At 55.9% G+C, this 24,229-nt stretch carries 21 protein-coding genes; 5 read left to right on the forward strand and 16 right to left on the reverse strand.

From position 1 onward, the window contains the following. Positions 1 to 6: 6 nt before the first annotated feature. Complete coding sequence (locus U6037_RS10525; RefSeq protein ID WP_077572118.1) at positions 7 to 189, forward strand: hypothetical protein; 183 nt, start codon at positions 7 to 9, stop codon at positions 187 to 189. 85 nt (positions 190 to 274) lie between these two features. Continuing rightward, positions 275 to 859, forward strand: coding sequence for a hypothetical protein (locus U6037_RS10530; RefSeq protein WP_042704991.1), 585 nt, complete (start codon positions 275 to 277; stop codon positions 857 to 859). 354 nt (positions 860 to 1,213) lie between these two features. Here U6037_RS10530 and U6037_RS10535 read toward each other — a convergent pair whose 3' ends face one another. Next, a complete protein-coding gene (locus tag U6037_RS10535; protein WP_322847303.1) occupies positions 1,214 to 2,017 on the reverse strand; it encodes a glycosyltransferase family 2 protein in 804 nt (267 codons plus the stop codon). A gap of 224 nt (positions 2,018 to 2,241) precedes the next feature. On the opposite strand from U6037_RS10535, the gene U6037_RS10540 reads away from it, so the two are divergent. Continuing rightward, positions 2,242 to 3,054: a VanW family protein gene (locus U6037_RS10540; RefSeq protein WP_322846690.1), complete on the forward strand. Its 813-nt coding sequence runs from the start codon at positions 2,242 to 2,244 to the stop codon at positions 3,052 to 3,054. A gap of 32 nt (positions 3,055 to 3,086) precedes the next feature. Further along, complete coding sequence (locus tag U6037_RS10545) at positions 3,087 to 3,449, forward strand: hypothetical protein (protein WP_150752173.1); 363 nt, start codon at positions 3,087 to 3,089, stop codon at positions 3,447 to 3,449. A gap of 18 nt (positions 3,450 to 3,467) precedes the next feature. Here the strand turns inward: U6037_RS10545 and U6037_RS10550 are convergent, their stop codons facing one another. From U6037_RS10550 to U6037_RS10620, 15 genes are all read right to left on the reverse strand, one after another. Next, on the reverse strand, positions 3,468 to 3,812 hold the full coding sequence (locus U6037_RS10550) for a hypothetical protein (protein ID WP_322846691.1): 345 nt from the start codon (positions 3,810 to 3,812) through the stop codon (positions 3,468 to 3,470). Between the two features lie 179 nt (positions 3,813 to 3,991). After that, a complete protein-coding gene (locus tag U6037_RS10555; RefSeq protein WP_322846692.1) occupies positions 3,992 to 4,255 on the reverse strand; it encodes a hypothetical protein in 264 nt (87 codons plus the stop codon). 162 nt (positions 4,256 to 4,417) lie between these two features. Then, the gene (locus U6037_RS10560; protein WP_322846693.1) at positions 4,418 to 4,837 is read right to left on the reverse strand and encodes a hypothetical protein; all 420 of its coding nucleotides are present in this window, start codon (positions 4,835 to 4,837) and stop codon (positions 4,418 to 4,420) included. 335 nt (positions 4,838 to 5,172) lie between these two features. Next, positions 5,173 to 5,613, reverse strand: coding sequence for a HEAT repeat domain-containing protein (locus tag U6037_RS10565; RefSeq protein WP_322846694.1), 441 nt, complete (start codon positions 5,611 to 5,613; stop codon positions 5,173 to 5,175). 260 nt (positions 5,614 to 5,873) lie between these two features. After that, complete coding sequence (locus tag U6037_RS10570; RefSeq protein WP_322846695.1) at positions 5,874 to 6,494, reverse strand: hypothetical protein; 621 nt, start codon at positions 6,492 to 6,494, stop codon at positions 5,874 to 5,876. Further along, positions 6,491 to 11,341 carry an RHS repeat-associated core domain-containing protein gene (locus tag U6037_RS10575; protein ID WP_322846696.1) on the reverse strand — a complete coding sequence of 1,617 codons (4,851 nt, stop codon included), beginning with the start codon at positions 11,339 to 11,341 and terminating at the stop codon, positions 6,491 to 6,493. Before U6037_RS10575 ends, U6037_RS10570 begins: the two co-directional genes overlap by 4 nt. Then, positions 11,338 to 12,081: a DUF4123 domain-containing protein gene (locus U6037_RS10580; RefSeq protein WP_322846697.1), complete on the reverse strand. Its 744-nt coding sequence runs from the start codon at positions 12,079 to 12,081 to the stop codon at positions 11,338 to 11,340. Before U6037_RS10580 ends, U6037_RS10575 begins: the two co-directional genes overlap by 4 nt. Next, the gene (gene tssI / locus U6037_RS10585) at positions 12,071 to 14,113 is read right to left on the reverse strand and encodes a type VI secretion system tip protein TssI/VgrG (RefSeq protein ID WP_322846698.1); all 2,043 of its coding nucleotides are present in this window, start codon (positions 14,111 to 14,113) and stop codon (positions 12,071 to 12,073) included. Before tssI ends, U6037_RS10580 begins: the two co-directional genes overlap by 11 nt. A gap of 130 nt (positions 14,114 to 14,243) precedes the next feature. Further along, positions 14,244 to 14,759 (reverse strand): Hcp family type VI secretion system effector, encoded by a 516-nt coding sequence (locus tag U6037_RS10590; protein ID WP_007949952.1) that lies wholly within the window; start codon positions 14,757 to 14,759, stop codon positions 14,244 to 14,246. 430 nt (positions 14,760 to 15,189) lie between these two features. After that, a complete protein-coding gene (locus U6037_RS10595) occupies positions 15,190 to 16,569 on the reverse strand; it encodes a VOC family protein (protein ID WP_322846699.1) in 1,380 nt (459 codons plus the stop codon). An 88-nt stretch (positions 16,570 to 16,657) separates the two neighbouring features. Beyond that, positions 16,658 to 17,878: a glycolate oxidase subunit GlcF gene (gene glcF, locus U6037_RS10600; protein WP_322846700.1), complete on the reverse strand. Its 1,221-nt coding sequence runs from the start codon at positions 17,876 to 17,878 to the stop codon at positions 16,658 to 16,660. 2 nt (positions 17,879 to 17,880) lie between these two features. Further along, a complete protein-coding gene (gene glcE / locus U6037_RS10605) occupies positions 17,881 to 18,930 on the reverse strand; it encodes a glycolate oxidase subunit GlcE (protein ID WP_322846701.1) in 1,050 nt (349 codons plus the stop codon). Next, positions 18,930 to 20,429 carry a glycolate oxidase subunit GlcD gene (glcD, locus tag U6037_RS10610; protein ID WP_322846702.1) on the reverse strand — a complete coding sequence of 500 codons (1,500 nt, stop codon included), beginning with the start codon at positions 20,427 to 20,429 and terminating at the stop codon, positions 18,930 to 18,932. Before glcD ends, glcE begins: the two co-directional genes overlap by 1 nt. Positions 20,430 to 20,561: 132 nt before the next feature. Next, on the reverse strand, positions 20,562 to 21,488 hold the full coding sequence (locus tag U6037_RS10615; RefSeq protein ID WP_322846703.1) for an alpha/beta fold hydrolase: 927 nt from the start codon (positions 21,486 to 21,488) through the stop codon (positions 20,562 to 20,564). Between the two features lie 21 nt (positions 21,489 to 21,509). Next, positions 21,510 to 22,964 (reverse strand): NAD(P)/FAD-dependent oxidoreductase, encoded by a 1,455-nt coding sequence (locus tag U6037_RS10620; protein ID WP_322846704.1) that lies wholly within the window; start codon positions 22,962 to 22,964, stop codon positions 21,510 to 21,512. A gap of 177 nt (positions 22,965 to 23,141) precedes the next feature. Here U6037_RS10620 and U6037_RS10625 point away from each other — a divergent pair, with 177 nt between their 5' ends. Further along, positions 23,142 to 24,215 (forward strand): diguanylate cyclase, encoded by a 1,074-nt coding sequence (locus tag U6037_RS10625; protein WP_322846705.1) that lies wholly within the window; start codon positions 23,142 to 23,144, stop codon positions 24,213 to 24,215. Positions 24,216 to 24,229: the final 14 nt, after the last annotated feature.

Genomic DNA, 24,229 nt, shown 5'->3' on the forward strand with positions numbered 1-24,229 from the left:
AACCCCATGAAACCGATCACCCAAGGCGAACACCCCGACGAACCCCGACCACCGGGCGAAACCGAACGCGACAACGATGCGCTGCGGCCCACCGATCCCAAACAACGTCAAAATAGCGGAAAGGGCACGCCCAGTGGCGAATCCACCGCGCAGGACACCGCAAAGCAACAAACCCCCGCCAAGCCCTGAACAGCGTCTATGCTCAGTGGCACGCCCGGCGTCGAAGCCGCTTCAACGCCGGGCGCTGCCATTCATCACAGGGAAAGTATTGCTTATGAAGCTCGACGCACTGGCCAAGGCCATCACCCTCGCAACCGTACTGTCCGCCACTAGCTTCGGCGCACTGGCTGCCGATATTCCGCTGTCTGCCACTGTTGAAGCCGATCAGGTCACAACCAAAGTGATCTCCGTCGATGCCGCCAACCACCAAGTTGTGCTCGAAGGCGCCGAAGGCAAGCCGGTTCACGTTCAGCTCAGCGACAAGGCGAAAAACCTCGCCAATCTGAAGGCCGGCGATCAGGTCAACATTCAGGTACAGCGTTCTGTCGCCGCCTACCTCGACACCGATGTGGATAAAGGTCTGCCTGGCACCACCGAACGTACCGGTGAGTTGCGTAAGGCTCCGGGCAGCGATAACCCCGGCGGCGAAGCGTATCGTCAGGTTCAGGTGCAATTGAAAATCACCAAAATTGATTTGAAGACAAATCAGGTGACCCTGCAAAACCCGGCTGGCGTATCGAAAGTGCTCGACGTGAAAAAGCCTGAAATTCAAGCCAAACTGAAAGATCTGAAAGAAGGCCAGAGCGTTATTGTCACTTACACCGATATCTTAAAAGTGACCAGTCAACACGAAAGTTGAGCTTTAACTCTACAGAATGACTGCTCTTGTACAGTTTTTGTATGAGAGTAGTCATACTATTAGTTTGGATTGACCTCATTGAAAGTTTCATGAAAGGAATCGTCGATAAATATCTATTAACGCTTTCGTACATAAATTTCATATTCAAGAATGAGGACATAAGCGCCAACTTCTATTAAAATCCTTCCCGTTCGCCCAGTGTCAGGGCTCTTTACCGGTGCATGGATTGCCAGGCCATTACACTGGGCGAACACCTCTTCGGAGTGGATGTATACAATTTCTGCAAACAAAAAGGGCGACTTTATAGTCGCCCTTTTTGTTTGTCGGAAATTAAACCGAGGTGTGCGCCGCAGGCTAGCCTTGCTGCCCTTGAAAGCGCTTCAGCGTGGCCTGATACATTTTCGTCCTGCGGTGATTTTCCCCGTAGGTGCCGGCAGCCGCGACGGTTCCTGACTGGATGTGATCCAGATAGCTGAAAATCTTGCGCGGCGACAGGAATTTGATGCCATAGCCCAGGCTGCTCATTCGGTCTTGCAGCGCATAACCGGGCACCTGCTCATCCATGCAGAAGTGCAAGCCCCGGGACTTCATCAACCGCGCATTCCACAATGTGCAGAAACTTTTCAGATGAGTTTCCTTGTAGGGTCTTGGCATTTTCGAACGTAGGCCAAGACGCACTTTTACTTTACGAACATAGTGCTTGCAAAAGCGCGAAGTTAAACGCCAGGTGTCACGCACAATCCCGCGATTGAGTTGTTCGACGCAACCAACTGCAGCCATATCCGCAGTCTTCGTGCATTCACGCATCATCATCGCAAACACTTCTTTGTCGTAGACAAAGGTGTCGGTGTGCAACAGAAACAAATAATCGGTGTCGACTTTTTCCAGCGCCAGATCCAGTGCTTTACCGTGCGCAATATGGCCGGCTTCCTTGCCCGGCGAAGGGCGTTCGATCAAGTTGATCCAGTCGAGCGAGCGCAAGTAATCGAGACTTGCATCCGCCGAATCGTTATCCACCACCCACACCGGAATGCGTTGCTCCTGGACGTGCTCGCGCAGAAGTTCGAGGCACATTTTAGTGATGTCCGGGGTTTTGTAATTTACCAGGACAAGGCTGAAATTCGACGCTGGCTGGGCTGGTAAATCAAACGCTTTCATGTCGGAAGGACTCATCTGCGATTCAAGGACAACAGGGTTTCGTGGCCGCGATCGTAGCGAGGCAACCTTAGTCGAACCTTAATTTGCGGATGTGACGGTAGATGTATGCCGAAGGGAGACCGCTGGTCTTATGAAATGCATGGGGTGCTGCCGGTCATTACCGGATAAAATGCGCGCCCCTCTCACGGATCAAGGAAGAAACGGCGATCGCCGTTGTGTCACGGATGAAACCACTCTCCCTCTACCACCCAGCCCTCTACTGGCTGCGCGTGTGGCAAAAAAGACTGTTCCGCCAGATCGCCTGGCGCTGTTCCAGCAAACGCTATGCACGTCCCCTCGCCACGGCCGAGCGTCTGCCATTTCGCTACCTCAAACACACCTCGAAACTGATCCGCAAACTCGGCGACTCCGACCTCGCCCTGCAACACAACAAAGTCATCAACCTCAAACTCGCCGTCACCGCCATCGACAGCGTCATCATCGCCCCCGGCGAACACTTCTCCTTCTGCCGCCTCGTCGGCCGCCCGACTGTGAAGCGCGGCTACGTTGAAGGCATGGAACTGTCTTTCGGCGAGGCACGACGCGGTGTAGGCGGGGGCATTTGCCAACTGAGCAACCTGATTCACTGGATGGCGATTCATTCACCGCTGGTGGTGGTCGAGCGCTCCAACCACAGCTTCGATCCGTTTCCGGATGAGGGGCGGGTGCTGCCGTTCGGATCCGGGGCGGCGATTTTCTATAACTACGTTGATCTGGTGCTGCATAACCCGACGGATCGGCACTTTCAGCTGAAGTTGAACGTCGGCGAGACACAACTGGAAGGGGAGTTGTTGTGTGATCGAGTGAGGGAATATCGCTATCACGTGTTTCAAGAGGCGCATCGGTTTGTGCGGGAGGGCGCGCGGGTGTATCGGGAGAATGAGATTTGGCGGGAAGTGCGAAACAAAGGGCAGGTGGGGGAATTGGTGAAGCGTGAGAGACTTTATCGCAATCGCGTGGTGGTCAAATATGAGGTCGCGCAAGCGTTGATCGAGTGACGCGCGTGACTTTTCGAGAGGTTGAAATCGACATGACTTCCCTGGCCGGTGCAATAACGAACAGTCCGACCAAAAGGTACACGGCCTGTCGTTTCATGGCGCTGCTGGCACTTGCGGTTTTAGCGGGCCCAGCCAAAAGCGAAAATGCCGTGCCCTCCGATGTTGCGGACTACGTCATGGCAAGGGATAACTGCGATTCCTTGCGGGGAGAGGTTTCCGAGCCTGATCTGGTGGAACCAGAAGACATCAGCCGGATGGTCGGTGAGATCAACCGCTATTGCAAAGGAACGGATCGACAGCTGAGGCAACTGAAAGAAAAATATGCGGAGAACGCTGCCATTCTTAAAGCACTTTCCGGGTATGAGGAAAATATCGAAGCCGACATGAGTTTTTAGATTCTGTCCCGGAGGTTGTCAGGTCTCCAGCATGAATGACTCGATTTTCTCAATAAACCTGGCTTTGTGTCGGGTTCTGAATTCACCCAGGAATGCCTCAGAGTTTTTGACCGGTTTGCCATGTTTGTCATGTTCTATCGTCAAAAAATCCACCACGAATTCTCCCTCAGGATCGCCTTCCGGTTCGACCCTCGAGTCGAAGCAATGACCTGTACTGCGCCGAACGCCACCCAACAGAACCGAGCTGGAGAACCACTCAGTTGTTTCGGCTGTCAGTTCAACTTCAAACATGTTGTTGATGGTTATTGTCCATCCGCTGGGTACTCTGATCGGCTGGAGATTGTATTTTAACTGGGCAGTCATGGCGTGTGATTTCTTCATTGATTTATCAACGTTGTCTTATCCATAGCAATATAGAAGCTCATCAATCAGATTCAATTCCGCCCGAGTGAAATGAGTGTTGTTTTGTTTCCTGATCTCCTCCAGTACGGCCCTGCTGGGGATCTGCCTGTGTTTCACTAATTACCAAATTTTATCGTTTTTTACGTCGCGATTCCGCGGTCTGCTCCCGGCTTGAAAAAGAGAAGCTCATCCTCCAACCTAGCTCTACAGCGCTCCACAAACAGTAATGCTGCAGAGGAGTCTTTAAGAAACAGCAAGTAAGACCCTTTGCTTAATTCATAATATTCTTCGTAGTCAACCATGCGATTGTTGACCGAAATCGAGATGTAGTATTTTCCTGTTGTTTCTTCAATTCCTATAGCGAATCTCTCGTCCGTATTTACGAGGGTGTCATTGAAATTCATAGTTCTACCTCATGGGGTCCAATGGTGATACTTAAAGCTTAATAGGGGGCAGATTTATTTTCAGTTTGTAGAAAATAAATCTGTCACCTTTTAGTTCGTCCCCTATTTAGTCCATCAGGAAAACAGGCGCGTGGTCTGTCCCGGCTTGATTGGGAATGATGATTAAGAAGATGATTCGCTAAAATCAATTTCTCCTTCGCTACTAATGCAGCCGATGAAGCTTAGACTTTCCGAGAAGAAGTAAGTATGTTGCGGGATGTCCGCGAAAATCGCTAGAGTGCATTCTAAATTTGCTGTGCTTATTTTGTATGCGTTATCTGTAAGAGAGTCGCCAATGAATACAATTTCGGGAGCGTTGAGGGTCGTTATTTTTTTTGAAATGTCAATAAAAGCTTGGTCGGCCTCTTTTTTTACGTAGTTCATACTGTTGGGGAGGGAGTTCCAAGCTATTTTAGACCCGCGAAATGGAAGTTTTTTATTGATGCTAGATACAAAGCTATCATGTACTTCGGGTTTAAATTTTTCGAAAGTAATGTTGGAGTTTGATAGGTCTTTTTCAAGCTCGTCGTCGAAATAACTCATTTTTAAATGCCCTGTAAGGAAAAGGGGACAGATTTATTTTCAGTTTGTAGAGAATAAATTTGTCCTCTTTTTGTGTCTTGGTGAGACCTGAGCGCCTTGCGAGCCGAGGTACATCAACAGGCGCAGGTGTGGAGTAGTTTGTGGGGAACCCTCAGGATCTACTCCCTTTTTAGTCAAGATTACCCTCCCGCATTGCTCCCGGTGTTCTCGCGCTTGCCTTACCACTACAGTTCGGTGATAGAGCACATCCTGTGGTTGTGGTATTTCTACCTAGCAGGCTGGCGAAGTTGAAGCGGTTTCCGTACTTATAGAGGCTTTTTACTCGTCTTAAAAACTCAGGCTTTCAGCTTTTTATTAGGAACCTTGGTTTTGTGATTTTTTAGTAGGTTTTTGAGTTCAGGGTAACAATCAATTTCTTCATCGGGTAAATTGTCTATGATTCGCTGAATTTTATTAGCGTATTTTTCCTCAATAACTGCTTCAGTCCAATCAAGTTCGGAAGCTGCGGCGACTGCTACCTCGGAGAACGTAGAGTCAAGAAGTTTTTTTAAAATCTCTATCGCTTCGGGCGATCGCAACTCTCCGAGAGCAGCAGCGCTTCTTTCTTGCCAGTATTCCTCTTTTAAAAGAATTGCTTCATTAAGGTGTTTCCAGTCCATGGCGTTAAATTTTCCTAAAACCCCATGAGCTACCTGTTCAGTAATGTACTCATTCCAATTTGAGTCTTCATTTGCTCCAAGCCAGTAGTTATATTCTTCGTAAACCTTGCTGTTCATGTTGTTCAGGGACGGATCACGTTAAATAGCGAGAAAGAGGAGAGCCGCCCAGGCGGCAGATTATAGATGCAAAAAAACTGTGGTCTGCCCCGCTTAAAATAAGGAGTCGTGGTCTGTCCACGTTTTATTTCCCGTTTTCTCCCTTTTCTCCTGTTCCTATTTACGCGTTAGGGCTTCTATTTTTAAATATTTGTTAGGTGAAGTGAAAAATCTTTTTGGCTGTTCAGGGTAGATATGGACTGTCCCCACTTACCATTGTTCTATTGTTTGTATACTCGATAACCCGCATCAAAATCGCTAACGGTGTGCATATTGCTGTAGGTTGTGTCGAATATTCCCTGGATTGGAGGTTGGACACGATTTGCTTGTAGATTTAAGAGTTCTACTGAGTTCTGGAGTTCTTCGTATGTTGCTATATAAGTATGGTTCGAAGGGCTGAACTCGATAGTTACTTTTTTTGGTGAGATTATGGCAAGATTGATCAATAGCTGTGGTGTTGAGAATGATCTCCCTCCGACGTCGTAGATTTTATCTTCGTTCGCTAATTTGGGGCCGTAAGATTCGTGCGTCAAGTAACCTTCATCTTGGTTTAATAGGCGTATTAGTTTTTCATGCCCCTTCATCTTCTCAAATGTAATGATTGCTTTCTTGAGTATTAAGAAGCCGTCCTCGTCCATGTTGTCTAGAAATTTTGAGTTCTGAAGTTTTATTGAAGAAACTACTGGTTCGTCTATTAGGTTAAAAACGACATTAAAAATTTCGAGTTGAAAGCTATTATGAATGTCCTCAGTTGGAGGAATATTTATATAGGATATGACTCCGCCGGCATTGTCGAAATCGATAGCGCCAAAGGATTTTGTAATGTCAATTAAAAAATTCATTTTGCTCTCTCGATTATAAATTGATCAAGTTGTTTTGATTCTATTTGATTGCCGTCAATGGTTTTAAAACCTTTTGGGTCGACTTTTGTTTGCGAGACTATTCTTAGTCCTAGCTCTTCTATTTTTTTCAATGATTTTTTTATGTATTTGTTCGCGAATGCGCTGCCTGTAAGGGTGATTTGTCCATTGTCGGCTAATACCCTTAATATTTCTGGGTTTAAAGGGTCGTAACCGTATGGGTTATCCATATTGATATGACTTTGCGATCCTGATTTTATACCCGATAAATCCGTTGCATTGCCAGCGTGTACGCCCGGAGCTTTAGGGTCAATATCGATATTGTAATAGCCTTCAATCGGGTTCGTACCAGCACCAATATTTAAGGAACCATCAGCATTTGCGGGCTTGTCTAGGTAATTCCCAGTTTTGACAGGTGTGGCAGGTTTGGCCGAATCGCTACCCGGACACTGCTGAAGCCCAAGAGGATCCACCCAACCTGTAGGGTTTGATACGTACAGGTAATTATTCAACCCACCCGCAAGCTTGATCGGATCCGGTGTCAAAAACCGCCCGGTGCCTGGATTGTAGTAGCGGTGGCGGTTGTAATGTAACCCCGTCTCGGCGTCGAAATACTGGCCTTGAAAACGCAACGGGTTATCGATTTCGCTGACGTCAAGTGCCACTAGGTTGCCATAAGCTCGGTATCTGGCCGACCACATGATCTCACCGCTGTAATCGGTTAGTTCCTGCGGTGTGCCGAGGTGGTCGAGTTGGTAGTAAAACGGGGTGGCTTTACGTGGGCCTTCGCCGTCGAGCATGGCCAACGGACGGAAGCTGCCCGGTTCATAGATGTAACTGCGGTAGCGGTTCTCGGCGCTTTCAGCGATCAAGCGTTCGCCTTGCCACAGGAATTCGGTGGTGTAGCCGTCGACGGTTTTCTCTATTCGACGGCCGAAGGCATCGTACTTGTAGGTTGCTATGCTGCCGCCCGGCAGGCTGACGCCGATCAGACGATGCTGGCAGTCGTAGCGATATTCGGTGACGAGTTTCTGGCCGGCGCCACGACGTTCGCGGCTCAAATTACCGTAAGCGTCGTAATCATAATGGCGGTCGCCCTGCATCAGCAGGCGGTTGCCTTTGACGTTAGCCAAATTGGCTACGGGCAGGTCATTCTGACCGAGGAGGTTGCCTGCTGGATCGTGGGCGAAGCTTTCCGGTGTAGCACCACGCACACTGATCAGTCGATCCAACGGGTCGTAGTGATAGCTGCGATTACCTTTGCGGGTGTCATCTACGCCGGCTAGGTTGCCATTCGCGTCGTAGTTGTAGCGTCGCTGGAACAGATTTTTTTCGCGTTGGCTAACGCTATGCGCTTGCAGGCGACCTTGTTCGTCGTATTGGTATTGGCTTAGGAGCAAACCCTGTTGTCGCTGGTGTTCGCGACCGGCGCTGAACTGGTGAGAGGTCAGGCGTGAGCCGTTCAGGTCGATGCTGCTCAGGCGTCCGCCGGGTAGATGACGGTAATCGAGTGTGCTGCCATCTGGAAGGCGGCAGTGGCTCAGTTGTCCGACGCTGTCGTATTCGTAACGTGTAGTGCCCCAGCCCTGGTGTTCGGTGATCAGGCGGTCCTGCACGTCGTATTCATACGCGAGCGGCCAGTTACCGTCGTCGACGTTTACCAGGCGCCCCAATGCGTCGTAGCTGTAGTGGATTTCTTCGCCGTCTGGCAAGGTTTTGACCAGCAGACGTCCGGACGCATCGCGCTGGTATTCGCTGACCAGTTCACTGCCGTCATCGCCGAACTCGACTTTCTTCAGCAACTGGCCGTTGAGGTCGTACTCGTAGGCAGTGCGGCGACCGTCAAAACCAGTTTCCTGCTGGATCAGGCCATTCGAGTAGTAGTCGAGTTGGTAGCGTTCGCCGCGCTCGTTCTCGATTTCGGTGAGGTTGAGTTGCGAGTTGTCGTAGCGATAACGCAGTTGGCTGCCGTCAGGATTAATGCGGCGGCTGACCAGGTGCAGGTTGTCGGCGTACTCGTAACGAGTGATTCGCCCAAGCTCGTCGCGTTCGGCGGTGACGCGGCCATATGGGTTGTAGCTGAAGGCGCGGGTGGCGCCGCCGGGCAGGGTTACTTGGGTCAGACGATCAGCAGCATCCCATTGGTATTGGGTAATAGCACCGAATTCATCCTGGCGGGTAATCTGCCGACCCAAAGCATCGTAGCGATACTTGCGTTGGCCGCCATCGGGCAGGCGCTCTTCCAGCAGTTGGCCGAGATTGTTCCAGCCCAATTGATGGCGGCTACCATTGGGATGACGAATTTCCAGCAGTCGGCCCTGACGGTCATAGCTGTAGTGGGTTTCGTTGCCGTCCGGGTCGGTTTGTTGGGTGATGTCGCCCTGACGGTTGCGCTCGTATTTCCAGCGGGCTTTGCCGCGCTGGACATCAATGAGTTGACCGTTGAAATAGTTGTAACGGGTCGGCACACCTTCTGGCGGAATAACGGCGATCAAACGCCCAGCTTCGCTGTACTGATACTCGGTGATCGCGCCCATCGGATCTTTTACGGCGATCAGACGTCCCTGATCGTCGTATGCATTTTGCGTTTCACCGCCGTCGGGCGCGGTCTCGCTGACCAGCCGCGCATTTTCGTCATGCACGTAGACCAGCTCACTGCCGTCGGCGTTGTTGACGGTCACCGAGCCTTTGTCGTCCCACTCGTAACGCGCTTCCATTTGCGCGTAATTGGCCCAGTGGCGTATGCAGCGGGAGTGTTTACCTTCACGTTCCCATTCCCAGAAGAAACTGGCGCCGCCGGCCATTTGTCGTTCGAGGATGACATGCTGATCGTTGTATCGGTAATGCTCGGTTTCACCCGCCGCATTGGTAGAGGAAACCAGTTGATTGCGTGCGTTGTATTGGTAGGTGACGAGCGTTTGAATGGTCTGCCATGGATCCTGACGTTCACCGCGGTCGTTGTATTCCTGGCGTTGTTGCTGCTGATCGACGGCCACAATGTGTCGGTCGTCGTAACGCATTAGCAGGGCACGGCCTGCACCGTTATCGACGCGCTGGATACGGTCAACGAAGTCATAACTGATATGTAACCGGTTTTCGTAGGCGTCGCTGATCGTGGTGAGGCGACCGGCTCGGAAATGGTAGAAGCGTGTTTTTGCCCCGGCCTGAGTCAGGACAAGTTCTCCGGGAGCATCGCCTAGATAAATCGCCGCTTGCGCCAGACTATTGGTAATGGCGGGGCGCTGTTCAGTGGGCATCGGGAATCGGGTCTGCCGGTTCTCGTTGTCTGTCCACAGCACACCTTCATCATCGAGATGCAAACGATGGGAAAGCGAATGGCTCCAGCCATGGCCGAGACGGCTGTCGATCTCTACCGCACTGCTACGGTATAGGCGGGTCCACTCGAAGGGCAGCAAACCACCCATTTCACCATCGGTCAGCGTGAGTAATTCCTCACCGGTCACCATCGACACGGGTTCACCGTCTGAGCAGGTTTTGTCGACGCATTGGGCGGGTTTGTCGGCCGGGTTTTTCGATTGATCTGGCGCGTTGTCGACGTGTTCCACCTGTTCGACACGCGAGGCGGGCTCATCTTTTTTACGTGCTTGAATCTGCGCATCGGACTCCACTTTTCCGCCGCTGACCGGTGGCTTGTTTTTCGGTGCTGTCGCGGTTTCGGCAGGTTTGGGGGCCGCAATTTGCACATCCGCTTTACGTGCCGGATTGAATTTCGAATCGCCATTAAGCAACAAAGGTTTCGACGCTTCGGTGTGCGGTGTGGCCTTGGATTTGCTGACTTTCATCAGCATGCCGGTAAAGTCTTCGATCAGTTTTATGACCTTGCCGCTGCTTTGCACCCCTTGGATTGCCTTTGTGCCCACTCGTACAGCCAGACCTAGGCCACCTGTCAGAACCACACCGACCAGAATGTTCACCAAGAACTCTGTGCTCATTTGCGCCAGCACTTCCGTGCAGGTTTGTGGCGGCAGCATCTTTATCCACGCCACGATGGCGGCGACGTAGACCCACATCAGTGGCTCATCACTGGCGATCAGCAAGGCCGTGTGGATGGCCTCTGCTGAGGCATCATAAATTTTCTTGATCTGCTCCTCAGTGAAAAACTTTTTCAGCTTTTCGTAGTTTTCGCGAGGGTGGGCGACGAGGTCGTAGAGGCTCTTGATATCGCCCCACAAACCCATGATCGCCTTCATGAAGCCTTCCCACGCGGCTTCCAGCTCCTGCAGGGCACGGCCGCCCAGTGATGCATCAGTGTGTGCCTGCCAAAGCGGCAAGAAACTTGTGCTCCACTCGGTTTGCAGCCAACCGCCGAGCTCACCGATCACACCTTGGTAGGAGTTGAACAGACTATCGATCTGAGCGGGCGTAGGATTAGGGAAGAACGTAATCTTGTATTGCTGATTGGGTGTAAGCCCGGAAACTTCCAGAATGCCGGTCGAGTCGATGGTTTTGTTGATGGTTGGACCGACTTCGTTCTTGCCAATAAAGCGGCCATCTACCACTGGTGTCAGACGGACCGGTGTATTACCGATCGGTACAAAACGTGCGGATTCGAAGCTGTGCACCAGTACGAGCTTGCCGTTCGCCGGGCAGTTGGCATAAAGGGTGTTTTCCTTTTTGCTGTCCTTGTCTGCAGTGCCGACTTCGTCTCCGACCTTGAACTGCTGCTCGGCGTCCAGAATGCCGCCATACCAGGCTTCAGCATGCTCACGGTAGTCTTTCAGACATTTCTTGAAGTCGGCAATGATTGCCTGAGCATCAGGTTGTTTTGCCGTGAGGCCACCAACGATCCCACCCATCAAAACGCTCATACAACCACCTCATTTTCCAGATGGGCTTTCAACAGCCCGGCAAAATTTTCTTCCGTGAGCGGCGTGCGCTTTACGAAACGCGCCACTTTTTGTTTCAGGTTTGATTCGGGGAACGAGAAGTACAGATCGGCATGTTCGTCCAACAACCACTGCATCATGTTGCCGATGACGGTCGACGGGTTTTCCGCCATCAACCCATCCAACAACTCCTTCGGCACCTCCCACCACGGCCAATCTTTCACCTTCGGCACAACCCGCGTCCCAACCTCCAGCGCTTGCCCATTAATCAAATACCGCTCAAACATCGGCAGCACTTCCCCAGCCTTCTCCCCAAGCCCATGCAGAATCGGGTAGATATGCCGTCCATCCCAAAACCGGAAAAACACCTCGGTCCCGTCTGGCATCTTCACCTGAGTAAGGCTGCGCAGATGCTCGAACACTTCGTTCGGTTCCGAACGCGACACCGCCAGCCAGCCCCAATCGAGGGCATCGGTTTCAGCGTTCCACGGCAGGAACGCCGAGTTCGGTTTGAGCTCGGTGACGTAGGGCATCACCGGTTGCCAGGTGGAGTAGGGCGTGCCGCCCCATATCGGCAGGAGCTGGGCGGTAGGCTCGGTCAGGTAGAGATTTTTCAGCGCGTCGGAATCACTTGCCGCACTAATAACCAGATACAAACGCTCGCCAGTCTGCAACGGCTGTTGCGCCAGCCAATCCTTGGGCGTAATTCGATCAGATGGCACAGGCACCTGCCTTGCATTTTTCGCATTCTTCGCAGAACGGCGCGTTGCGTTTGAGGGTGTTGATCTGGGCCGGGGTCAGGACCTGACCGGCCTTGTCGGCGTCGGCCTGTTTCAGGATGCCGGGCATGAGCGGGGCAGCGCCCGTGCCGCTGCCGGGGCTGCCGCCGGAGTTCATGTTGATCACCGGGCCGCTCAGGGTGACGCCGCCGGCGTCGATCTTGATGAAGCTGCCGCCGCCGATCAGGGTCAGCTCGCTGCCGGCTTCCATCACCACTTTCATGCCGCTGCTGAGGTGGATTTCCTGGCCAGCGTCGATGAACTGGCCGGTGCCGATCTTGATGTGTTGGTTTACACCGACGGTCAGGTGGTCGTTGGCGCGGGTTTCGACTTTGCGGTCGGCGTAGACGGTGTGGTGTTCTTCGGCCTTGAATTCCGTGTAGCTGTTCTTTTCGACGGTGTCGTGGCGTTCGTTGCCGACGCGGATTTTCTGGTCGTGCTCGATGTTTTCGTCCCAGTCGCGCTGGGCGTGCAGGTAGATCTGTTCCTGACCTTTTTTGTCTTCGATGCGCAGTTCGTTGTAGCCGCCACCGCCCATGGAGCTGAGGGTCTTGAAGGTGCTGCGGGTCTTGTTCGCCGGCAGCTCATACGGGACGGTGTTTTCCTTGTGGTACAGGCAGCCGCTGATCAACGGTTGATCGGGATCGCCTTCAAGGAAGGTGACCAGCACTTCCATGCCGATACGCGGGATGGCAATGCCGCCGTACTGGGCGCCGGCCCAGGCGCTGGAGACGCGCAGCCAGCAGCTGGTTTTGTCATCGGCCTGGCCTTCGCGGTCCCAATGGAATTGCACTTTGACGCGGCCGTATTCGTCGCAGTGGATCTCTTCACCCTTCGGGCCGGTGACCACAGCGCTCTGGCTGCCGAGGATGCGCGGTTTCGGGTGGCGCAGGGGCGGGCGGTTCGGCACGTCCCATGGGGTGGCCTGGAAGCGGTTGCGGTAGCCTTGGTGGAAATCGTCTTTGAGTGCGGTGGTGTCACTGGTCACCGACTCTTCGAGGACTTGCGGCTGTTTGCCTTCGTGGAGGACTTCGGTGAGCAGCCAGAGGTCATTCCATTTGGCTTTCGGGTGCGCGGTCAGCGCGAGGAAGTGGCCGCTGACCAGCAACGGTTGATCACTCTTGCCTTCAGCCAACTGGAAGTCGCTGCGATGACGTTCGAGGGCGCGTTTGGCCAGGTGTTTGCCGCGCTCGCGGTCGATGAAACGACCTGGGTAATCGTAGTCTTCAAGGTCGGGCAGGGCGTCGCCACGGTTTTCGCTTTCGAGAGTGATGCGTGGTTTTTCGAAGTCGTAATCGCGGCGGGTGGTGCGGCTGGTGCGGGTTTCCAGGCGCAGGTCGAAACGCTTGATCACCGGGTCGCTGGCGACCATGCCGGAGTCTTGCTGATAGGCCACAGGCTTGAGTTTCGGGAACACCGTCTGGTCATCGCCGAACACCAGTTTGTGCGCCGTCGCCGTGTGCTCGAAGTGGTAGTGGATACCTTCTTCTTCGCACAGGCGCTGGATGAAATGCAGGTCCGATTCATCGTATTGCACGCAGTAGATGCGCTCGGGATAAATCGAACCGGTCTTGAATTCGTAGGCGTTGCTTTGAATACCGTGCTCTTCGAGGACCATACCGATGATTTTCGGCACGCTGAGGTTCTGGAAGATTCGCTGGTTGACGCGATGCGCCAGGTAGGACAGTTGCGGGCGCAGGGTCACCGAATAACGGGTCAGGCGTTTGCCGGAATCGCCTTGCGCGGCGCGGTAGATCTGGCCGTGAATGCCGCTGCCGTCGGGCGACAGCTGCAGGAAGGCCGGTTTGTGCAGCAGGGTTTCGAGGTCCAGCGACGGCTGCTCACTGACCAGCTCCACCTCGAAGACAAAAGGCTGGCTGATGGCTTCCCGACCGGTGAGGGTAAACACCTGGAAATCGGCGGAAAGACCTTCGATGGTCAGGGCAAAATGGGTTTCATTGGCCGGCGCGAACATCCCTTGTTCCTCGTGCTGTACAGCGGCGTACGTCGACGACCGCAAAGCGGCTCAACTTACGCGAAATTCTGGAGGGCGAAAACAACATCGACCAGCAGAGCTGGCCGATGCTTGTAACGATCAGCCGTAATTAAACGACTGGAGCACGCCAGTCATCGGAACCCGAAGTACCGGATACTTCGTGGGTCCAGGTGATTTTACGGTAGGTGAACTGCACTTCTTCCAAGTGGGTGAAGTGAGCGTTGCCTGGATCCTGGCAGTTGTGCATTTTGTTGTTGATGGCGACGATGATCGCGTCTTCCAGTTTGGTGGTGTAGTAGTGCTCTTGAGTACCTTGAGCAGAAGTACGGTACCACTGGATAACGATTTCGCTCATGCGCTCGCCGGAGGTCAGAGCAGCTTGCAGCAGTGGCGAAGCCTTGTCGTAGACCTTGGTGATCACAACTGGCTTGTGCACGCGCTGACCGGTTGGCTGACCGGACTGTGGGTCACGCGGGATGATCACGTCGTGGGTGAAAGCCTGAACCATAACCTGGTCTTCGTGGCCTTCCTGGTAGGTGTTGCCTACGGAGTCAGCGGTGAAAGCGCCTGCAGTGATCAGGCCTTGTTTTTCGCCGGTAACCGACATGTACGCTGGTGTTGCCATGGGGTGCTCTCCTTGCGGAATAATTTAAGGTGCCCGGGAGGCGAAATCGCCCGGTGGGTGCCTGACTGTTATCAAGGAGCGTGCCAACAATTGTGGCAGCCATACGGGCCGGGGTGTTTGACTGATTTTTCCGGTGAACGTGCGAAATAGAGCGGCCATCCAAGGCAAAAGTGCGCAAGAAGTTGCGCAGTACTGCGCAACTTCTTGCGCACTTGGCTGCAGGCCTTGTACGACGTAGCTTTCAGCGGTTTTATCAGGCTTTTTTGCAAAACAAGTGCGCAACTTCTTGCGCACAATGGCCACACGCCATCATTTGGTCGAGGCGGCAACTTAAAACTTTTAGATCAAAAGATCGCAGCCTGCGGCAGCTCCTACCTTTGGAATGCATTTCCCCTGTAGGAGCTGCCGAAGGCTGCGATCTTTTGATTTTTCAACGCGAAAATTGGCTCAGACACTCCTCGATCGAACGCTGCTGTGTCTCCGCATACAACCCCAACTCATCAATGGTCGTGCGCCCCAACGCCTGCTCAAAAGCCTGCCGATTGGAATGCTCGCCATAATGCGCCTGCGCCGCATCGCCAAGGTTCGACTGAAAAATCCCCGCCGCACTCACCGGCAGGAAATCTTCGTACACCAACGGTTCCGCTTTCACATAACCATTGCGTAACAAGTCCTCCAGAGACGAGTCCCCAAGTCCTCCCGCCGCCAACCCTTTTTCCGTGGCGAAATAGCGAAAGTACGCCAACCCTTGTTCACGCATGCCTTCGACACTGTCAGGAAATTCGCCAAAGTGCTCAGCCATCAGCGCGTTGTAGCGTGCGGCGTTGGCTTCGTTGGGGAAGTCGCCGAGTTCATCGCGTGCGGCATTGAGCAAGCGGTCATACAGCGCCCGGCCTTTGGGAGTGAGTGCCGCGCCGCGTTGTTCGATTTCGCCGAATCGCGCGCTGTGACTGCCACGGGTTTCGCTTTGATCGGTGAAGGCGATCGGCTCGTCCAGCGCCTTGAAACTGGTCTGGCGCAACAGGATCGGGCACTGCCGGCGCGGCGGGCCTTCGATGACGGCTTTTGGGGTGATGCCATGGGCCGGCATCTGTTCCTGCACGCTGTCGATGTCCAGCGTGCGCGGCGTCAGGTGATTGATGTGCGGGCCTTTGAACGCGACCACGTCGGCGATTAAGCGGTGTTGGGCGCTCAAGGTCTGATATTGCGCAGCGGTAACCGTGGCGCTGTGGTGCCAGCGAAAGGTTTCCAGTGCCTGTAGGACGAATGCCTCGGCCTCGCTTTCATTCAGTCCACCCGCGTTTTCAGCTTGCGCGATCAGGCGCAACGCCTCCGAGGTAAAGATCGAACGCTTGGCCAACACGGATTCGGCAAAGGCGCGCAGTTCCGGATCTTCAATCAATTCCAGGCGCAACAAAGACGTGAACACCCGAAACGGGCTGACTTGCAGGGCCTCCTCATGCACTGCGCGAAAAGCCGTGGAATGCACCGGCACGCCCGCCGGGGTCAGGTCGTAATAACCCACCGGCTGCATGCCCATCACCGCAAACAGGCGGGCGAGGGTGGCCAGTTCCGTCGCAGTACCAACGCGGATGGCGCCATGGCGCTCCATGTCCAGCCGCTGAATTTCACCGGTGCTGTCGAGTTGCCGGGCGATGTCTGGCTGACGTGCAAGCACTTCGTGATTGGTCTGTTCCACCAACTCCATCAGCGCGCCGTACAGCGGCACTTCTTCGCGGTACATGTCGGACATCGCTTTGGAGAAGTGTTGGCGGATCAGGTCGGGGCTGACGAACGGCTGCACGGTCATGAAAAAAATTCCTGCCACGGTCACGGAATGGATGAGGGAAAAGATCGCAGCCTTCTCGCACGCGGGCAAACGAAGAATCCTACGAACTTCATTCTGCCAACGACTGATCCACCAGTTCGATCCAGTGCATCACCCGCGTGCGGCCGGCACTGGCCAGATGGCTCTGACAGCCGACGTTGGAGGTGACGATCAGCTCAGGTCGGCCGCTCTCCAGCGCGTTGAGGCGGTTATCGCGCAGTTGCCGGGCCAGCACCGGTTGCGTCAACGAATACGTACCCGCCGAGCCGCAGCACAAATGGCCGTCGGGTACGGCGGTGAGATTGAAACCGAGGCGGGTCAGCACGGCTTCCACCGCGCCGCCCAGTTTCAACGCGTGCTGCAAAGTGCACGGGCAATGCACGGCAATCCGTCGCTCGCTCGCCGCGCAGACTTTTTCCAGCGGTTCCCGATCGAGTACCTGCACCAGATCCAGCGTGCGCTCGCTGATTTGCCGGGCCTTGGCCGCATACACCGGATCGTCTTCGAGCAAATGCCCGTAATCCTTGATGAATGCACCGCAACCGCTGGCGGTCTGCACAATGGCTTCGGCACCGTTTTGCAGGTGCGGCCACCAGGCATCGATGTTCTGCCGGGCGCGGTCAAGGCCTTTGGCCTGGGCGTCGAGGTGATAGTCCAAAGCGCCGCAACAACCGGCTTCAGTTACCGGAGTGACGCTGATGCCCAATCGATCCAGCACCCGTGCCGTCGCATCGTTGGTATTGGGTGACAGTCCCGGTTGCACACAGCCTTCCAGCAACAACACCCGCCGGGCATGACGCAGGGCAGGACGCACACCGGAAAGAGCCAGATGCTTTGGCAGTTTACTTTCAAGCAAACGCGGCAACAGCGGCCGAAACGTCGTACCCACCCGCAGCAAGCCTTTGAACAACCCTGGATTCGGCGCCAATGCGCGCAAACCCTCGCGCAACAGACGTTGCGCCGCCGGACGTGGCACCGCGTGATCGACCACCGCGCGGCCAATGTCGAGCAGGTTGTGATAGTCGACACCGGACGGGCAGGTGGTTTCGCAGTTGCGGCACGACAGGCAGCGATCCAGATGCAGTTGCGTCTGCGCCGTCGCAGGTGCGCCTTCGAGCACTTGTTTGATCAGGTAGATACGCCCGCGCGGGCCATCGAGTTCATCGCCGAGCAACTGATAGGTCGGGCAGGTCGCGTTGCAGAAACCGCAATGCACGCAGGTGCGCAGAATCTTCTCCGCCTCGGCGGCGCGGGGCAGTTGTCGCGATTGTTCGCTGAGGGTGGTTTGCATGGCTAGAACTCCGCGTACATGCGCCCGGGGTTGAACAGCCCTTGCGGGTCGAGTTGCGCCTTGAGTTGCCGGTGATAGCGCAGCAGTGTCCAGGCCAGCGGCTGGAACGGCGAAGAACTAGCCCCGTGGGTGAAGCAGGTGGCATGGCCGCCGAGTTCCTGAGCGAGAATATGAATGTGCGCCGCGTCGGATTTCAGCCAGCGTTGTGCACCGGCCCAGTCGATCAGTTGCTCGCCGGGCAGATCCAGTGGCCCGAGATTGTTCGGCAACGACAAGCGCCACAGCGGCAGACCTTCGTTGAAAAAGGCTAGACGTTGCTCATTCAGATCGCGCCAGAACCCTGAATCCAGCGGCTCGCCCCCGAGGCGTTGATGCGCCGCCGTCACCGAGCCTTCGCCGCCCTCGAGCCGCAGATACAGGCTCTGACCATCGTGACACGCGGCACTGATCGGCAGCGGCTGCTGGCCCCACTCGGCAAGCTTGGCCAGCGCCCGCGCGCAGTCCATGTCGAGGCGAATGCTTAGGCACTGGCGCGGTTTCGGCAGGACTTTCAGCGACACTTCGGTGAGCACGCCGAGGCAGCCATAGCTGCCGGCCATCAGCCGTGACAGGTCATAACCGGCGACGTTTTTCATCACTTCGCCGCCGAAACGCAGGTGCTGACCGAGGCCGGTGATCACCCGCGTGCCGAGGACAAAGTCGCGCACCGAGCCAGACCACGGTCGTCGTGGCCCGGACAACCCCGTGGCGATCATGCCGCCGACGGTCGCGCCTTCACCGAATGCCGGCGGCTCGCACGGCAACATTTGTCCGGCAGCGTCCAGCGCCGCCAGCAGCTCGGACAAAGGCGTACCGGCGCGCGCCGTGACCACCAGTTCGGTCGGCTCGTAACGGACGATGCCGCAGTGGGCACGGGTGTCGAGCACTTCGCCGGCCACCTCGCGACCGAGAAAGGCCTTGCTGTTGCCACCCTGGATTTTCAGCGGCGTGGCATTGGCCCGCGCTTCGTTGACCTGATCGAGCAGGGCGCTGGCGGCGTCGAAATCGGCCATCAGAAACGCTCCAGTTCGGGGAACGGCAATTGCCCGGCGTGAATGTGCATCGCGCCGAATTCGGCACAGCGGTGCAGGGTCGGAATGTTCTTGCCGGGATTGAGCAGGCCTTGTGGGTCGAACGCGGCTTTTACTGCATGGAACAGGCTCAACTCATCGCTGTTGAACTGCGCGCACATCTGGTTGATTTTCTCGCGGCCGACGCCGTGTTCGCCGGTGATGCTGCCGCCGACCTGCACGCACAGTTCAAGGATCTTGCCGCCCAAGGCTTCGGCGCGATGCAGTTCGCCGGGTTGATTGGCGTCGAACAGAATCAGCGGGTGCATGTTGCCGTCGCCGGCATGGAACACGTTGGCCACGCGCAATCCGTATTCTTCGCCGAGGCGGGCGATGCCTTGCAGAACCCCGGGCAATTCGCGGCGCGGGATGGTGCCGTCCATGCAGTAATAGTCGGGTGATAGACGGCCGATCGCGGGAAACGCATTCTTGCGTCCGGCCCAGAAACGCACGCGCTCGGCTTCGTCGCGGGCCTGACGCACTTCGGTGGCGCCGGCCGCGGTCATGACCTCGCGCACCCGTTGGCAATCGTCGTGGACATCGGCTTCGACGCCATCGAGTTCGCACAGCAGAATCGCCTCGGCATCGACCGGGTAACCGGCGTGGATGAAATCTTCGGCGGCGCGAATGGCGAGGTTGTCCATCATCTCCAGCCCGCCGGGAATGATCCCCGCCGCGATGATTTCGGCGACGGCGCGGCCGGCCTTTTCCACGGAATCGAAACTGGCCAGCAGGACTTTCGCGACTTGCGGTTTGGGCAGCAGTTTGACCGTGACTTCGGTGATGATCCCCAGCAAACCTTCGGAACCGGTGAACAAGGCGAGCAAATCGAAACCCGCTGAATCGAGGGCGTCCGAGCCCAGAGTCAGGCGTTCGCCCTCGATGGTCAGCACTTCGATTTTCAGCAGGTTGTGCACGGTCAGGCCGTACTTGAGGCAATGCACGCCGCCAGCGTTTTCGGCGACGTTGCCGCCGATCGAACAGGCGATTTGCGAGGACGGGTCCGGCGCGTAATACAGGCCGAAGGGCGCGGCCGCCTGGGAGATCGCCAGATTGCGCACCCCCGGCTGAACCCGCGCAGTACGGGCAGCGGGGTCGATGTGCAGGATATTGTTGAAGCGCGCCATCACCAGCAGCAGGCCTTGTTCCAGCGGCAAGGCGCCGCCGGACAACCCGGTGCCGGCGCCACGGGCAACCACCGGGACGTTTTTTTCATGACAGAGTTTGAGCAGGGTTTGCACTTGCTCGAGTCGACGCGGCAGGGCGACCAGCATCGGCGTGGTGCGGTAGGCGGAGAGGCCGTCGCATTCGTAGGGTTTGAGTTCGTCCTCGCGCCACAAAATGTCGAGGTCTGGCAGCGTTTGCTGCAATGCCTTGAGCAATTCGGCCTTGTTCACCTGCGGCAAGGGGCCGTCGAGGCGTTCGTCATAAAGGATGTTCATCTGCGCCTCACATCTCGTCACCTTGTAGGAGCTGTCGAGTGAAACGAGGCTGCGATCTTTTGATCTTGTTTTTTACAAGCAGAATCAAAAGATCGCAGCCTGCGGCAGCTCCTGCACAGGATGTGTTGAGTGTCATTTCTGGCTTCCGAGGAATTCGCGATACAGCCGCGCAGTATTCCCCGGCTGTTCAACCATCGGCATGTGCCCGACATGATCCCAGACATCCACGCGCAAATTGGCGATGCCCTTGCTCCACACTGGCACGCTGCTGACATCGATCAGCCGATCCTTGCGCCCCCAGAGCAACAGCGCCGGGCATTTGATGTCGGCCAGTTTCGGCTCCATCGGCGGGCTGGCGCGAAAATCGCGGAAGATCTCTTCCAGTTCATCGCGTTGTTGTTCGTAACGCTGGGCGATCGCGTCCAGCACCAGGTTCGGCACCCACGGCGGCGATTCCATGGTCATCGCGTAAAACTGGCGAAACTCTTCCCGCGAGTTGATCAGAAACGGGTTATGCCCGCGCGCCAGATGCCGCTCCATGTCGCTGACCTCGGGCGCGGTGACGCCCGCCGGGTCGATCAGTGCCACCGAAGCGATGCGGTCGGGATACGTCGCCGCCAGCCACGCTGCGATGTAGCCGCCCATCGAGTTGCCGATCACGTGGACTTTCTCCACGCCGCAAACGTCGAGCAACTGGATCATGCGTTTGGCCTGCAACGGAATGTCGTAGCCGCCGCCAGCCTTGAAGCCGGTTTCCCCATGGCCGGCAAGGTCCGGAATGATCACCCGATACTGGCGCACGAAGTGCCGGGAAAAGCGCAGCCACAGGTTCTTGTCGGCGCTGTAGCCATGCAGCATCAGAATCGCGCTGGCCGCTTCATACGGCCCGCCCTGCCAGGTCGAGACGGTCATCTCGGCGATCGGCACTTCGATCTTGTGCAATTTGTACAACTTGGCCTCGATGGCCATGTTCAGGTCGTACAGCCAATGACCGACCGCCGGATAACTCAACCAGCTCCAGGCCACGAAAACCGCGAGGGCGACAAACAGCAAAAGCATCGACGTCTTCCTTTTACGTGTTCAGGACAGAATGTGGTCGGCCGGTTTCAGCGCCCGTGTCAAGCGGTGATAGCTGAAACTGAAGCCGGGAAACATCGCGATCACATGACCGCTCTTGCTTTGATACCAACTGTGGCAGCCGCCGGACTTCCAGACCGTACGCTGCATTTCCCGATGAATCATCTCAGTGTAGGTACGTTCCGCTTCACGGCGCACTTCGATGCTGCGCAGACCTTTCGCCTGCACGGTGCGAATGCAGTCGAGGATGTAGTTCATCTGCGACTCGATGATGAACAGCGCCGAGGTGTGGCCGATGCCGGTATTGGGGCCGGTGACGATAAACAGGTTGGGAAAGTCCGGCAGACTGGTGCCCAGATACGCGCGCGGGTATTGCGCCCAGACATCTCTGAGTTGCACGGCGTTTTTTCCACTGACCGGGTAGGAAATCACCCCGTCGGTGGCGTCGTAACCGGTCGACCAGACGATCAGATCAACATCGATGTGCTGATCGTCCTGAGTGTTGATCCCGGTTTCGTCGATGGATGCGATGCCTTGTTCGCGGGTATGCAAGGTCACGTTGGGACGGCTCAGCGCCGGGTAATACGTGCTGGAAACCAGTACCCGTTTACAGCCGATGGTGAAGTCCGGGGTGAGTTTGTCTTGCAGCACAGGGTCTGGCACCTGGCGTTTGAGAAAGCGCAGGGCGTGCTGCTGGACCATGTGAATCGCCGCTTTCGAGTATTTGAACGCGATGACCCGGGTTTCGAATTGCCAGTAAATCAGCCAGCGCAACAGCTTGTAGGCGGGTTTCAGGCCGAGCAGCCAGCGCTGTAACGGCCCGAACTGGCGGTCGGCGCGAGGCAGCACCCAGTGTGGCGTACGCTGAAATACATGCAGTTGTTCGACGTGCGGCGCAATCGCCGGAATCACCTGCACCGCACTGGCGCCGCTGCCGACGATGGCCACGCGTTTACCCCGGTAGTCGTAGCTGTGATCCCAATTGTTTGTATGAAAATTCTTGCCTTGAAAGCGATCCTGGCCGGGAAAGTGCGGGATGAGCGGTTGGCTCAGCGGCCCGGTGGCATTGATCAGGAACTGCGCATAAAAGGTGCCTTTGCTGGCGGTGTGCACGGCCCAGCGTTTTTCCGTGTCGTCCCATTCGACGCGCTCGACATTGGCTTGCAGCTCCACCCGCTGACGAAGGCCGAACTGCTCGATGACATGCTCGGTGTAACGGTGCAGTTCGGCTTGCCCGGCGAACATCTGCGACCAGCGGTACGGAGCGAAGGAAAGCGAATACAGCGGCGACGGCACGTCCACTGCGGCGCCGGGGTAGGTGTTCTGGCACCAGGTGCCGCCAAAGAAGTCCCTTCGTTCCAGCAGGCGAAAATCGTCGATCCCGGCCTTCAGCAGGTTGACTGCGGCACACTGGCCGCCAAAACCGCTGCCGATGATCAACACTTGAAAGGTGTGCATGGGCCTCCTTCTTATAGTTGTTTTTCCATTTTGCTCCTTTCATGTATAGCCAAATATTTGCACTGTGTAAGGTGTTGATGGCGCTCTATTCAGCCCGCTGGCCGGTGATGGCTATTTAACGTCGCCCTGATAGACTCCCATCACATCCGTCCTGCGGTGTGCGTGATCGAGGTCCTCATGGGAAATACGGGAGGAAAGGGACTTTCATTGGCCAGGAGGCTTTATACGTCGCGAACCCTCGGGCTGTTGCTTGGGCTGCTGTGTGTTTCCGTTGCGATGTATTCGCTCGATCCGCCGCTGTGGGTCTGGGCACTGATGTTCTTCAATGGCCTGGTCTGGCCGCACCTGGCATTTCAATGGGCGCGTCGTTCCAGCGTTCCCTATCACGCCGAACATCGAAATCTGTTGATCGACGCGTTTCTCGGCGGTTTCTGGGTTGCCGCCATGCATTTCAATCCGTTGCCCACGGCGACGACCATTTCGATGATGGCGATGAACAACGTCGCTATCGGCGGTTCACGCTTTCTATTGGCAGGCTCTGCGACGCAGTTGCTCGGGGTCGGCGTCGGGCTGGTGGTCTTTGCTCCGGCATTCGTTCCGCAGACCTCGCCTGCGCAAATGTACGCCTGTTTCCCGTTACTACTGCTGTACCCGTTGGCGCTGGGCTGGATCTGCTTTCGGCAGGCCTACACCCTTGGCCGGCATAAACGCGAATTGCTTGCCCTGAGCCGCACCGACAGCTTGACCGGGCTGCTCAACCACGGCGCCTGGAAGGATCAACTGGAGATCGCTTTTCAGCGTTGCAAACGGCAGAAGCAGGGCGCAGCGATTGCGTTGATCGACATCGATCACTTCAAGGCGATCAACGACACTTACGGCCACGTCGCGGGCGACATCGTGTTGCGCCAGTTGAGCAAGTTGCTCAAGCAGAACCTGCGGGTGACAGACGTTGCCGGGCGTTATGGCGGTGATGAGTTCTGCGTGATTCTGCCGGAACTGCCGTTGTTCAACGCCGCGCAGGCGATGGAGGCGTTGCGCGAGCGTTTCGCGATTCTGGGTTATGAGCAGAACCCGGCGTTGAAGGTCAGTTTGAGTATCGGCCTGGCGGCGTACGATCCGGCGCATGCCGACGCGACGCGCTGGCTCAATGATGCCGATCAGGCGTTGTACGAGGCCAAGGCGAGCGGGCGCAATCGGGTGATGTGCAATTGCGATGACAAGCCCCGGCGAACGTTGCTGGATTCGGTTTGACCGCTACACCACAC

The organism is Pseudomonas sp. B33.4 (assembly GCF_034555375.1).
GTDB lineage: Bacteria > Pseudomonadota > Gammaproteobacteria > Pseudomonadales > Pseudomonadaceae > Aquipseudomonas.